This is a genomic window from Microbacterium sp. KNMS, from assembly GCF_053851835.1.
Genome location: NZ_JBSQBP010000007.1, coordinates 50,303 through 62,663, shown reverse-complemented (window position 1 = coordinate 62,663; position 12,361 = coordinate 50,303). Strand labels below are relative to the sequence as shown.

The window sequence follows — 12,361 nt, the reverse complement described above, 5'->3', positions numbered from 1 at the left end:
ATGTTCCCCCTATCTTGTCGGAATCCCGCTGAGAACCGTGGCACATCGGCGCAAACCCCTGCGTGGGCACCCCGCGGCCGGGGCCGGGACGCGCGCCGGGTAACGTGGCACGCGTGATGGACACGACGCCTTCGGCCAGAGTCGCCGCGAAGATGCAGAGCGGGGTGGGGCGCATCACGCTCGACCGCCCCGAGGCCATCAACGCCCTCTCGCTCGAGATGCTCCAGGCCGTGGGCGAGATCCTGGACGGATGGCGGGATGAGCCGGATGTCGCGATCGTGCTGCTCGAGGGCGCCGGCGACCGCGGCTTCTCGGCGGGCGGCGACATCCGCGCCCTGTACGCGAGCATGCTCGACGGCGGCGAGCCGGCCGCCGAGCCGTTCTTCCGCGTCGAGTACCGCGTCGACGCCGAGGTCGCCGCGTATCCCAAGCCCATCGTCGCGATCGCCGACGGCGTCACGATGGGCGGCGGGATCGGGCTCGCCGGCAACGCGCACGTCCGCATCGTGACCGAGCGCTCGCGCCTCGCGATGCCCGAGACGCGCATCGGATTCTCGCCCGACGCCGGCGGATCGTGGCTCCTCGCGCACGCGCCAGGCCGTCTCGGCGAGTACCTCGCGCTCACGAGCGACACGATGGACGCCGCCGACGCCATCCACTGCGGCTTCGCCGACCACTACGTCCCGAGCGACCGCATCCCGTCGGTCGTCGACGCCCTCGAGATGCGCGCGGACCCGGCCACGCCGACCGAGCTCGTCATGCTCTTCGACGAGACGCCGGAGCCGAGCCGGATCCAGCGCGCGCAGCCGTGGATCGACCGCGCCTTCTCGGCCGACACGCTCCCCGAGATCCGTGAGCGGCTCGAGCAGCTGGTCGAGGAGGGCGTCGCCGCCGACGAGGACCCGTCGCCGGCCACGGCCCTCGCGGCCCTCGACGAGCGCTCGCCGACCGCGCTCGTCGTCACGCTCGGGGCCATCCGCTCGGCTCGCGCGCTGCCGTCGCAGCGCCACGCGCTCGAGCAGGAGTACCACCTCATGTGCTGGTACCTCGCGACGCAGCCCGACCTCGTCGAGGGGATCAGGGCGCAGGTGATCGACAAGGACCGGCAGCCGCGCTGGAACCCGGCTACGGTGGCGGATGTGCACCCCGACACGGTGGGCACGGCCTTCGCGCACCGCGCGGAGCGGATGCTGTTCCCCGACCTGGAGAGGTGAGCATGACCGACAAGGCGGAGTTCGGCTCCTACGGCGTGTGGCGCCCCGCGGCGCGCCTCGACGGCGCCTTCGCCCAGGGCGTCGAGCAGCTCGGATACGGAACGCTGTGGGTGGGCGGGTCGCCCGCGCAGGACCTCGTGATCGTCGAGGAGCTCCTCGACGCGACGACGTCGATCATCGTCGCGACCGGCATCGTCAACATCTGGCAGGCCGACGCCGAGAGCGTGGCCCGAGCGTTCCATCGGATCGAGGACGCGCATCCCGGTCGGCTCGTCCTCGGCATCGGCTCGGGGCACCGCGAGGCCACGCCGCACCGTGAGAAGCCGCTCGCCGCGCTCAACGCGTACCTCGACGTGCTCGACGCGGAGGGCGTCCGCCCCGATCAGCGCGTGCTCGCGGCGCTCGGCGACCGCACGCTCGCGCTCGCCGCGGAGCGCACGCTCGGCGCCCATCCGTACCTCACCGTCCCCGCGCACACCGCGCATGCGCGCGAGGTGCTCGGAGACGCGCTCCTCGCGCCGGAGATGAAGGTCGCGCTCGCCGACTCGGCCGAGACCGCACGCGCGACCGCCAGGGCCTACCTCGAGCGCTACTTCCGGCTGTCGAACTACGTCGACGCGCTCAAGCGCTTCGGCGCGAGAGACGAGGACTTCGCCGACGGCGGGTCAGACGAGCTCATCGACGCCGTCGCGGCGAACCCCGACCCCGAGGCCGCGGCCGCCGCACTGCGCACGCACCTCGGCGCGGGCGCCGACCACGTGGCGCTGCAGCCGCTCGGAGACGACCCGCTCGGGTCGCTCGAGCGGCTCGCGCCGGCGCTCGGCCTCGAGCCCCTGCGGCACTGACGCGACCGCGCTGCCGACGCGGAGCCGGCCGCGCTACGCCGGTGCGCCCGTCGACGCGCGCACGTTGAGCGCGGGGCTCAGCGTCACGCGATGCACGGGGCGCGACGGGTCGGCGATGCGCGCGAAGAGGAGCTCGAGCGCCGCCCGCCCGATCGCCGCACGAGGGGGAGCGACGCCCGTGAGGGCGGGCGTGAAGAGCTCGGCGAACTCGTCGTCGTAGGCGACGACGGAGAGGTCGCCCGGCACCGACAGGCCGCGCGAGAGCACGAGGTCGACGATCGCCATGGCCTCGCGGTCGGAGTGGACGAGCAGAGCCGTCACGCCGGCCTTCAGCACGCTGTCGAGCATCTCGTCGACGCCCTTCGAGAAGCCGGGGGCGCCCCGGTCGGGCAGGATCCGCTCCACGTGCTCCGCGGGGGTGAGCTCGAGCTCGCGGCACGCGGCCGTCCATCCGGCGATGATCTTGCGCGAGGTCGGCGAGTTGCGCGAGATGAGGAGGCCGACCTTTCGGTGGCCCAGCTGCGCGAGGTGACGCGCCGCGAGCACCGCGCCGAGCGCGTGGTCGGTCGTGACGGACTCGACCGGTGCCCCGTCGGGGCGCGACACCGCCTCGCGCTCGGCGAGCACGAACGGGATCCCCGACGAGGTGAGCCACGCGATGACGTCCTGCGCGTACTCGGTGTCGGTGTTGGGCGCGACGACCAGCCCGGCGAGATCGCCCGCCTCGACCATCCGCTCGAGGACCGGGCGCTCGTCCTGCATGTCGTACGAGGTGCCGCGCAGGAGGATCGACGCGCCGCGCTCGCGGGCGGCGCCCTCGAGCGAGCGCACGACCTGCGGCCAGTAGAAGTCGAGCGACGGCACGAGCACGCCGATGCTCGCGGCCGACGCGCGGTCGGGCGAGGGGCGCCGGGCGACGACGCCTCCGGGCGGCGGCACGGCGCCGCCGTGCACGCGCATGAGCAGGCCCTCCTCCTCGAGCTGCTGGAGGTCGCGGCGCAGCGTCACGGCAGCCACGCCCAGGTCCTCGGTGAGCTGCGACACGCGGACGGCGCCCGCGCGCGCCAGCGCGTCGAGGATGAGGTCGCGGCGCGAGGCCGCGAGCGGCGCGCTCTGATCGGTCATCGTCCCTCCTCGGTCGATCCATCCTGGCGCACGGTGACCGTGAGCTCGGCGAGGCCCGACACGTCGATGTCGATGCGGACGAGGCGCTCGCCCCACACATGGGTGAGCATGGGGTCGGTGAGCGGCTGCTCGACGAGCCGTGCCGGGGCCGCGGGGTCCCACGACAGCTCGACGGGCCGCGCCCCGTCGAGCGGGACGATCCGCGCGGCGCCCGCCGCGAGGCTGACGTCGCCGGCCGCGAGCAGGCGGATCTCGGTCGCGCCGTCCCCGGGCGCGAGACGCCACGCGTCGACGATCGCGATCGTGCGTCGCGCGCGGTCGAGGCGGATGGCGCGGCGCCAGCTCTCGAGCTCGGGCACGTCGTAGGCGTCCGCGAGCTCGAGGACGAGCTCGGCGTCGCCGACGTCGACGAGGCGCGCCGCGCGCTCGCGCCCCTCCGACTGCCCCCGCCCGCGGATGAACGGGACGCTGTGCCACGCGCTCTGCATGGGCCAGAGCTCGTACCGCGCGTCGCTGAACGTCCGCGCCTCGTACGTCGGCCGGCCCGCATCCACGAGGACGGGCACTCCGTCGGATGCGACGATGACGCTCCCGACGTCGTCGTGGTTGTGGCTCTCGGCGTTGTGCCCTCCCTTGCCGACCACGGTCAGGCCGCGCGGCACGCCCTCGCGCTCGCGGACGACGAGCATCTCGGTCGAGGGGAGCCACACGCGCGCGGGCAGCGGATCGGAGCCCGGGCCGGCCGCGAGCCACGCGGGATCGGTCAGCCCGCGGAGCACCCGGCCGAGGCCCTCCGGCTCGGCGACGGCGGGGCGCGACGGATCGCGGTGGAGCGCGGCGAAGGCGGCCGCCGCGTCGTCGCCGACGCGACGCGCCGCGCGGTGGAGCGCGTGCCACGGCTGCGGCCCGGTCTGACGCGCCTGCCCGTCGGCGGCGTTCACGAACCACGGCCCGCCGAGGTGCATGCGATGCGGGAAGGCGATCGTCTCGCGCAGCGACGGGATGTCGCCGGTCACGTCGAGGCCGGTCGCGTGCGCGAGCACGTCGAGCGCCTCGAGCAGGCGGCACGCGCCGTTCCACCAGTAGGCGTAGCCCTCGTCGATCGCGCCGTCGAGGGGCAGCGCGGCGACGTAGCGGTCGAGGCCCTCGACGACGAGGGCGACGACGCGCGCCCGCTCGTCGCGCTGCTCGGGGGCGTCGAGCAGCCGCAGCGCGGCGACGAGCACGTTGCCGTGGATCCAGGGGTTCCAGTTGTGGACGTGTCCGTCGAGGCCGATCCACCGCCAGTCGCGGCGGCGGAGGAACGGCTCGAAGATCCGCACGTGCGCCTCGTGCCGCATGCGCGCCCGGATGCCGGGGAAGCGGGCCTCGAGCCGCTCGCCGACCGCGTGGTCGAGCCAGGCGAGCTGCGACACGACCTCGCCCGCGCCGAGATCGACATACGGATCGGTCACGGTCGCCAGGACGGCGCCGTGCCGATCGCGCGTGTCATCGTGCGCGGGCCAGCACCACGAGCTCTGCTCGCAGAGCATCACGACGCCGTCGAGCGTCTCGTCGAGCCACGTCTCCTCGCCCCCGGCGCCCGCGAGGACCGCGACGCGCGTGAGGCGCTCCTGGCGGGCGAAGGCGGGCGCCTCCCAGGCGACGCGGTCGCCGTCGCCGTGGAATCGGGCCGCGTCGTGCGCGCGCGGCTGCGGCCAGGGCTCCGGCAGCTCGCGCTCGGCCCGCGCGCGGAAGGCGGCGATGGCAGCGGGGTCTGCGTGCCGCAGATCGGCGGGCGGAAGAGCGGCGTCGGGCTCGGCGAGTCGCTCGGCGAGGGCCCGGTCGAGGGCGTCCAGCTCGACGCCGGCTGCGCGCGCGAGCGCGTCCGCGAGCGGTCCACGGAAAGGGGTCATCGTCGATCTCCTCCTGCCCTCGGCGACATCCGCCGAAGTGATCAGAAACGATCATGCCCGTTCAAGAGTGTGTTTGCAAGAGCGAATCTGATTGATACGCTCCTCAACGTCAGCCCGCCCGCACGCCGTTCGAAGGGGAACCCGTGGCATTCGCACCCGCCCGCGCAGCGCACTCGTCCGAGTGGACGCGCGCCGACTGGACGGCCTACGCCGACCGCCTCCTGGAGGGCGCGATGGCGCACGGCTCCGCCGGCCGCGGGCGCATCCTCATCCCCGGCGCCGAGGGCGGCTACGGACGCGACGTCGACGGCCTCGAGGGCTTCGCGCGCACCTTCCTCATCGCGGGCTTCCGCATCGCGGGAGAGCGCGGCCGCGGCGTCGACCACCTCATCGACTTCTTCTCGCAGGGCATCCGCGCGGGCGTCGATCCCGACGCGCCCGACCGCTGGGTGCGCATGGAGGAGCATGCGCAGGCGAAGGTCGAGGCCGCGTCGATCGCGCTCATCCTCGACCTGACCCGCCCCTGGATCTGGGACCGCCTCGACGCGCTCACGCAGCAGCGCGTGATCGACTACCTGGCTCCCGCGGTCGGCGACGACACCTATCCGCCGATCAACTGGCTGTGGTTCCGCGTCGTCGTGCAGACCTTCCTGCGCTCGGTGGGCGGCCCCTGGTCTGCCGACGACATCGCCGCGGATCTCGCGCTGCACGACACGTTCGCGCGCGGCGAGGGATGGATGGCCGACGGCGCGGCGCGCTCGTACGACCACTACGTCGGCTGGGCTCTGCACCTCTACCCCGTGCTCTGGGCGCGCATGACGGGCGCCGCCGATCTCGCCGGCGACCGCATCGCGGCGGACCGGGCGTCGCTCGACCGCTTCCTGCAGGACGCCCTGCACCTCGTCGGCGCCGACGGCTCGCCCCTCATCCAGGGCCGCAGCCTCATCTACCGCTTCGCGGCGGCCGCGCCGTTCTGGGCGGGCGTCGTCGCCGACGTGCCGTCGGTCTCCGCGGGCGCGCTGCGTCATGCGGCCGCACGGATCGTGTCGCACTTCGCCGACCGGGGCATCCCCGACGACCACGGCGTGCTGACGATGGGCTGGCACGGCGAATGGCGTCAGCTCGCGCAGTCGTACTCGGGGCCGGGCTCTCCCTACTGGGCCGCCAAGGGCCTGCTCGGGATCATGCTCCCGGCCGACCATCCGGTCTGGGACGCTCCCGCGGAGCCGCTCCCCGTCGAGCGCGGCGACTTCGTGCGCGCGATCGCGGCGCCGGGGTGGATCGTCTCGGGCACGGCCCGGGACGGCATCGTGCGCGTCGCGAACCACGGCACGGACCACGAGGTCGAGGGGGCGCTCGTCGCCGACTCGCCGCTGTACGCGCGGCTCGGATACTCGACCGCCACGAGTCCGCTGCTCGACGCGCGCGGATGGCGCGAGCCGCTCGAGCAGTCCGTCTCGCTCGTCGACCCGACCGGCGCCGCGACCCACCGCGCCGGCATGTCCTTCCACGGGGTGCGCGCGGGCGACGGCGTCGGCGTCGGCGCATCGACCGCGGTCGCGCACACCTTCTCGGCCGATGCCGACCAGGTCGCGCACGGCTCGGGCCTGCGCGGCACGGCAGAGGCGGTCGCGCGGCTGTCGGTCGTGTCGATCGTCCGCGGCGCGCACGAGGTGCGCCTCGCGCGAGTCGACGACCCCGAGAGCAGCCTCGCCGGATGGCGGCTGCGCTGGGGCGGATGGCCCGCCGCGGGCGCCCGGGTCGACGCGCGCGTCGAGACCGCACCCGACGCGATCGCGATCGCGTCGGTCGAGGGCGCGACCAGCGCCATCCGGGCGCTCGGGCACGTCGCGAGCGCCCGGGTCGAGCAGCGACGCGACGCGAGCCCGCTCGGCGAGACCGCCGCCGTCCCCGTTCTCGAGAGCGCGGTCGTCGTCGGCGAGTGGCGTGCGGTCGAGCTCGCCCTCTCCGGCGCCGAGGAGCTGCCGCGCGTGCAGCTCCGTCTCGACGGCGACAGCGCGCACATCACCTGGCCCGACGGCGTCGAGACGACGACGGCCCTCTCAGACCTCCGCCTCGCGCAGCCCGCGCAGCGGTGATCCCCGAACACCCGAAAATCCTGCAGCAAAGGAGCAGCACTCCCATGAAGAAGCGCATCATCGCCGCATCGGCCGGCCTCGCGGCCTCGGCCATCGCCCTCGCCGGATGCGGCGGCGGCACGCCGGCGGCCGATCCCGACGGGCCGGTCACGCTGACCCTCTCCGGCTGGAGCGTCGAGACGACGCCCGAGTTCCAGCTCCTCGCCGACCTGTTCGAGGACGCCCACCCCGACGTGACGGTCGAGATCGTGGACTACGACCCGGCCGAGTACAACACCCTCGTGACGGCCGACCTCGCGGCGGGCAAGGGCCCCGACATCATCACCCAGAAGGAGGTCAAGCACGTCACGACCTTCCAGGAGGGCGGGCAGCTGCTCGATGTGTCCGACGTCGAGCTGCCCGAGGGGATCGGCGGCGCCGCGTCGTACGAGGTCGACGGCACGGCGTACGCGGTGCCGTACCGCCAGGACTCGTGGGTCCTCTTCTACAACAAGGCGCTCTTCGACGAGGCCGGCGTCGCCCAGCCCGACGGATCGTGGACCTGGGACGACTACGAGGCGGCCGCCGAGGAGCTCACGACCAAGCTCGGCGAGGCGGGATCGACCGCGAAGGGCGCGTACCAGCACGGCTGGCAGTCGACCGTGCAGGGCTTCGCGACCGCGCAGACCGAGGGAGCGGACCTGCTGAGCGGCGACTACGACTACTTCGCCCCGTACTACGAGCGCGTCCTCGCGCTGCAGGAGGCCGGCGCCCAGGAGGCGTACAACACCGTCACGGCGAACCAGCTCACCTACCAGGGCGAGTTCGGCAAGCAGAAGGCCGCCATGCTGCCCATGGGCACGTGGTTCGTCGCGACCCTCATCGCGCAGCAGGCCTCGGGTGAGGCCGACGACTTCGAGTGGGGCATCGCGCCGATCCCGCAGCAGGACGCTGCCACGACCGGTCCCGACGCGACACCGGTCACGTTCGGCGACCCGACGGGGCTCGCGATCAACGCCAACATCGACCAGAGCAAGGTCGACATCGCGAAGGACTTCCTCGCCTTCGCCGCGAGCGAGGAGGCCGCGACGGCCCTCGCCGGCATCGGCATCTCGCCCGCGCTTCTGACCGACCCGGTCGTCGAGGCGTACTTCGGCGTCGAGGGCGCTCCGCAGGACGAGCTGTCGGCGTTCGCCGTGCAGACCCACGAGACGAAGGCCGAGAGCCCGACGTCGAGCAAGACCGCCGCGGTGCAGAACATCCTCGCCGACATGCACTCGGCCATCCTGTCCGGCTCGGCTGACGTCGACGCCGCGATCGCAGAGGCCGAGGAGCGCGTCGCCAACGAGGTCGGCACCGAGTAGCACTCAGCGAGCCGCATTCCGGTCGTTGAGCGAGCGCAGCGAGTCGAAGCACTCAGCGAGCGCAGCGACCCGCTTTCCGGTCGTTGAGCGAGCGCAGCGAGTCGAAGCACTCAGCGAGCGCAGCGACCCGCTTCCCGGTCGTTGAGCGAGCGCAGCGAGTCGAAACGTCGCAAGCCGACCTCGAGAAGAGGCACCGCGTTTCGACTCGCTCGTTCCTCGCTCGCTCAACGACCGGAGTGAACGACACTGCGCGTGAGACATCAGGACCAGGACCTAGGAGCATCATGACCACCACCGCGACGGCGCCGCCTGCACGGCGTCGCCCATCCCGCCTGCGGATGCGCAACACCCTCATCGGGTGGAGCTTCATCCTGCCGAACTTCCTCGGGTTCGCCGTCCTCACGCTCGTGCCCGTGGTCGTCCTGTTCTACATGTCCCTCACGAACTGGAACATCTTCGGATCTTCGCAGTTCGTCGGGCTGCAGAACTTCCAGCGCCTGCTCGGCGACGGGAGCTTCCGGACCGCGTTCGTCAACACGCTGTACTACTCGGTCCTGCACATCCCGCTCACGATCGTCGTGTCGCTGGGCCTCGCGCTCCTGCTCAACAACAAGCTGCGCGGCGTCGCGTTCTTCCGCACCGCCGCGTTCTTCCCCTACATCACGTCGATCGTCGCGATCGCGCTCGTGTGGAACCTCCTGTTCAGCCCGCAGTACGGCCCGATCAACGAGATCCTCCGCTCCATCGGGATCGCCGAGCCGCCCGGATGGCTCACCTCGGCCGAGTGGGCGATGCCCGCGGTCGTGATCATCAGCACGTGGCGCGACATGGGCTACTACATGGTGCTCTTCCTCGCGGCGCTGCAGACGGTGCCGCGCGAGCTGCACGAGGCGGCCCGGATGGATGGCGCGAACGTCTTCGAGCGGTTCTGGAACGTCACGATCCCGATGCTGCGGCCGACGATGTTCTTCGTCACGGTCATGCTCACGATCAACTCGTTCAAGATCTTCGACCTCATCCTCGTGCTCACCAACGGCGGCCCCGGCCAGTCGACGACCGTGATCTCGCAGTTCATCTACCGCAAGGGCTTCGAGGAGAACCAGTTCGGCTACGCGTCCGCCGCGGCCGTCGTGCTCTTCCTCCTGTGCATCGTCGTGACGATCGCGCAGTTCCTGTGGAACAAGCGGAAGGACTCGTGATGAGCGAGACGATGACCCTCGTCGCCCCCGAGCCGACCCGTCGCCGGCTCTCGATCGACCCGAAGCCCCGCCCTCGCGGCGCTGGAGGGAAGGCGCACCCGATCGCCCGCGCGCTCCTCTACGTCGCGCTCATCGCGGCGGCGGCCGCCATGCTCACTCCGTTCTTCTGGATGATCATGAGCTCGCTCAAGGAGGCCAACGCGGTCTTCTCGGTGCCGATCCGCTGGATCCCCGAGGTGTTCGTGTGGGACAACTACGTGGAGATCTGGACGCGCTCCGACATCGTCACGTGGATCCGCAACACGCTCGTCCTCTCGGTCACGGTCACGGCCCTGCAGGTGCTGACCGGCTCGTTCGCGGCGTACGGGTTCTCCCGGATCCGCTTCCCCGGCCGCGACGCGCTGTTCCTCCTCTACGTCGCGACGATCGCCGTCCCGTGGCAGTCGTACATGATCCCGCAGTTCATCCTGCTGTCGGACGCGGGCCTCGCGAACACGCTGTGGTCGATCATCCTGCTCCAGGCGTTCGGCGCGTTCGGCGTGTTCCTCATGAAGCAGTTCTACGAGACCGTCCCCGAGGACCTGTCCGAGGCGGCGCGCCTCGACGGGCTCAGCGAGTACGGCATCTGGCGTCGGATCATGCTCCCGCTGTCGGTGCCGGCGATCGCGAGCCTGTCGCTCCTCACCTTCGTGAACACGTGGAACGACTACCTCGGACCGCTCATCTACCTGCGCGACCCGAGCCTGTGGACGATGCAGCTGGGTCTCAAGAACTTCGTCTCGAGCCTCTACGACGTGGACTACGGCGTGCTCTTCGCGGGCCTCGTGATCTCGATCCTGCCGATCGCGATCGTCTTCCTCCTCGGCCAGCGGTTCTTCGTCGAGGGCATCGCGACGAGCGGCATGAAGGGCTGATCATGAAGCGCGTCCCGCACAGCGTGTACGCGACGCTCTTCGGCGTCGTGCACCTCGCGCTCGGCGTGAACCTCGCGCTCGCCGCGGTCGCTCTGCCGTTCATCGCGCTGCTCCTGACAACCGACCCCTCCCTCTCGTGGCCCGCTCTCGCGCTCGCCGCGGTGCTCGCGGGGCCCGGCGTCGCCGCCGCGTTCGGCACGTTCCGGGCGCACGCCGACGGCGAGACCGGCGTCCTGCGCGCCTTCGCCCGTTCGCTGCGCGCGACCTGGCGACGCGCCCTCGCGCTCTCCGCGCTCGTCGGCGCCGTCGTGACCGTCGCCCTCGTCGACGTGTTCGTGCTCGTGCCGACCGGCGCCGGCGCGGTCGTCGCCCCGCTGCTCATCGTCGTCGCCCTGCTCGCGATCGCGATGGGGATGGTCGGGATGGTCGCGGTCGCGGAGGATCCGGACGCGCGGCTGCGCGACGTGCTGCGCGCGGGCCTCGTGCTCGCCGTGCGGCGCTGGCCGCTCACCGTCGCCTCGTTCGCCGTCGTCGCCGTGCAGGCAGCGGTCGTCGTCGCCGCGCCCGCGCTCGGGATCGGGCTCACGGCAGCCGCGTGCCTCTACGTGGTGTGGGCAGGCGGGCGCTACACCCTGCAGCCCGTGCTCGCGCCCGCGGAGTCCTGACCCTCCCCTCTCTCCCGAAGGACCACCATGAACCCGCCCGCCATCGCCATCCGCCCGCGCATCGTGAGCGCCGTCGGCTCCGGCGCGTTCGCCCCCGAGTCCGAGACGCACCTCGCTCGGGAGCTGGCCGCCCACGGCGAGCTGCTCGCGACCGTCGACGCGTTCGACACCCCCGAGGCGCTCGCCGCACTCGCCGAGGCCGACGTGCTCATCACCGGCTGGCGCACGCCGCGCGTCGACGCGGCCGTGCTCGATCGCGCGCCTCGGCTGCGCTGGATCCTGCACGTCGCCGGATCCGTGAAGGACCAGCTCGACCCGGTCGTGTGGGAGCGCGGCATCCAGGTGAGCTCGGCCGTCGATGCGAACGCCGTGCCCGTCGCCGAGTTCACCCTCGCGGCCATCCTCATGTCGAACAAGCGCATCGTGCAGATCGCGCGCGAGTACCGCGAGCGCCGCGAGCTCATCGACCAGGCCGGGCTCGGCGTCGTCGGCAACTACCGGCGCGTCGTCGGCATCGTCGGCGCGTCGCGCATCGGCCGCCGCGTCGTCGAGCTCCTGCGCCCGTTCGACCTCGACGTGCTCCTGTTCGACCCCACGCTGTCCGACGACGCGGTGACCGCGCTCGGCGCGCGGCCGGTCACGCTCGCCGAGCTGTGCGCCGAGAGCGATGTCGTGTCGGTGCACGCGCCCTCGCTGCCGTCGACGCGCGGTCTCATCTCCGCCCCGCTCATCGCGTCGATGCGCTCCGGCGCGACGTTCATCAACACGGCCCGCGGCGAGATCGTCGACCAGGAGGCGCTCACCGAGCGGATCCTCGTCGGAGACCTCCACGCGGTGCTCGACGTGACCGTCCCGTGGGCGCTCCGGCCGGACCATCCGCTCTACGACCACCCGAACGTGCTGCTCACGCCGCACATCGCCGGGTCCGTCGGTACCGAGGTCGATCGCATGATCGACACCGAGATCGCCGAGCTCCGCCGCGTCGCCGCGGGGGAGCCGCTCGCCCACCCCGTCCTGCTCGAATCGCTCGTCATCGCCGCCTGAGGCACTCCGCCTGAGGCG

General features: G+C 72.4%; 10 protein-coding genes. 8 read left to right on the top strand and 2 right to left on the bottom strand.

Going from position 1 to position 12,361, the window contains the following annotated elements; genetic code table 11:
- The first annotated feature begins 116 nt into the window (after positions 1-116).
- Together ACWXWW_RS06190 and ACWXWW_RS06185 are read left to right on the top strand one after the other, a co-directional pair.
- Complete coding sequence (locus ACWXWW_RS06190; protein ID WP_455969378.1) at positions 117-1,214, top strand: enoyl-CoA hydratase/isomerase family protein; 1,098 nt, start codon at positions 117-119, stop codon at positions 1,212-1,214.
- A gap of 2 nt (positions 1,215-1,216) precedes the next feature.
- Positions 1,217-2,059 (top strand): TIGR03620 family F420-dependent LLM class oxidoreductase, encoded by an 843-nt coding sequence (locus ACWXWW_RS06185; protein WP_455969329.1) that lies wholly within the window; start codon positions 1,217-1,219, stop codon positions 2,057-2,059.
- A 33-nt stretch (positions 2,060-2,092) separates the two neighbouring features.
- Here ACWXWW_RS06185 and ACWXWW_RS06180 read toward each other — a convergent pair whose 3' ends face one another.
- Both ACWXWW_RS06180 and ACWXWW_RS06175 read right to left on the bottom strand, forming a co-directional pair.
- Positions 2,093-3,184, bottom strand: a complete 1,092-nt coding sequence (locus ACWXWW_RS06180) for a substrate-binding domain-containing protein (RefSeq protein WP_455969328.1) — start codon at positions 3,182-3,184, stop codon at positions 2,093-2,095.
- Positions 3,181-5,079: a heparinase II/III domain-containing protein gene (locus tag ACWXWW_RS06175; RefSeq protein WP_455969327.1), complete on the bottom strand. Its 1,899-nt coding sequence runs from the start codon at positions 5,077-5,079 to the stop codon at positions 3,181-3,183. Before ACWXWW_RS06175 ends, ACWXWW_RS06180 begins: the two co-directional genes overlap by 4 nt.
- 143 nt (positions 5,080-5,222) lie before the next feature.
- On the opposite strand from ACWXWW_RS06175, the gene ACWXWW_RS06170 reads away from it, so the two are divergent.
- The 6 genes from ACWXWW_RS06170 to ACWXWW_RS06145 all read left to right on the top strand — a co-directional run bounded on the left by ACWXWW_RS06170 (position 5,223) and on the right by ACWXWW_RS06145 (position 12,343).
- Positions 5,223-7,178: a DUF2264 domain-containing protein gene (locus tag ACWXWW_RS06170; RefSeq protein ID WP_455969326.1), complete on the top strand. Its 1,956-nt coding sequence runs from the start codon at positions 5,223-5,225 to the stop codon at positions 7,176-7,178.
- 44 nt (positions 7,179-7,222) lie between these two features.
- The gene (locus tag ACWXWW_RS06165) at positions 7,223-8,521 is read left to right on the top strand and encodes an extracellular solute-binding protein (protein ID WP_455969325.1); all 1,299 of its coding nucleotides are present in this window, start codon (positions 7,223-7,225) and stop codon (positions 8,519-8,521) included.
- Between the two features lie 284 nt (positions 8,522-8,805).
- On the top strand, positions 8,806-9,720 hold the full coding sequence (locus ACWXWW_RS06160; RefSeq protein ID WP_455969324.1) for a carbohydrate ABC transporter permease: 915 nt from the start codon (positions 8,806-8,808) through the stop codon (positions 9,718-9,720).
- Complete coding sequence (locus ACWXWW_RS06155) at positions 9,720-10,634, top strand: carbohydrate ABC transporter permease (protein ID WP_271172910.1); 915 nt, start codon at positions 9,720-9,722, stop codon at positions 10,632-10,634. The genes ACWXWW_RS06160 and ACWXWW_RS06155 overlap by 1 nt, the downstream gene beginning before the upstream one ends.
- A 2-nt stretch (positions 10,635-10,636) precedes the next feature.
- Positions 10,637-11,299: a ferredoxin-NADPH reductase gene (locus ACWXWW_RS06150; protein ID WP_455969323.1), complete on the top strand. Its 663-nt coding sequence runs from the start codon at positions 10,637-10,639 to the stop codon at positions 11,297-11,299.
- A 27-nt stretch (positions 11,300-11,326) separates the two neighbouring features.
- Complete coding sequence (locus ACWXWW_RS06145; protein ID WP_455969322.1) at positions 11,327-12,343, top strand: hydroxyacid dehydrogenase; 1,017 nt, start codon at positions 11,327-11,329, stop codon at positions 12,341-12,343.
- Positions 12,344-12,361: the final 18 nt, after the last annotated feature.

Excerpts from the sequence above, each read along its gene's own strand:
- ACWXWW_RS06160 (WP_455969324.1), top strand. The coding sequence starts at position 8,806 with ATGACCACCACCGCGACGGCGCCGCCTGCACGGCGTCGCCCATCCCGC.
- ACWXWW_RS06165 (WP_455969325.1), top strand. The coding sequence starts at position 7,223 with ATGAAGAAGCGCATCATCGCCGCATCGGCCGGCCTCGCGGCCTCGGCC.
- ACWXWW_RS06190 (WP_455969378.1), top strand. The coding sequence starts at position 117 with ATGGACACGACGCCTTCGGCCAGAGTCGCCGCGAAGATGCAGAGCGGG.
- ACWXWW_RS06155 (WP_271172910.1), top strand. The coding sequence starts at position 9,720 with ATGAGCGAGACGATGACCCTCGTCGCCCCCGAGCCGACCCGTCGCCGG.
- ACWXWW_RS06185 (WP_455969329.1), top strand. The coding sequence starts at position 1,217 with ATGACCGACAAGGCGGAGTTCGGCTCCTACGGCGTGTGGCGCCCCGCG.
- ACWXWW_RS06150 (WP_455969323.1), top strand. The coding sequence starts at position 10,637 with ATGAAGCGCGTCCCGCACAGCGTGTACGCGACGCTCTTCGGCGTCGTG.
- ACWXWW_RS06180 (WP_455969328.1), bottom strand. The coding sequence starts at position 3,184 with ATGACCGATCAGAGCGCGCCGCTCGCGGCCTCGCGCCGCGACCTCATC.
- ACWXWW_RS06175 (WP_455969327.1), bottom strand. The coding sequence starts at position 5,079 with ATGACCCCTTTCCGTGGACCGCTCGCGGACGCGCTCGCGCGCGCAGCC.
- ACWXWW_RS06145 (WP_455969322.1), top strand. The coding sequence starts at position 11,327 with ATGAACCCGCCCGCCATCGCCATCCGCCCGCGCATCGTGAGCGCCGTC.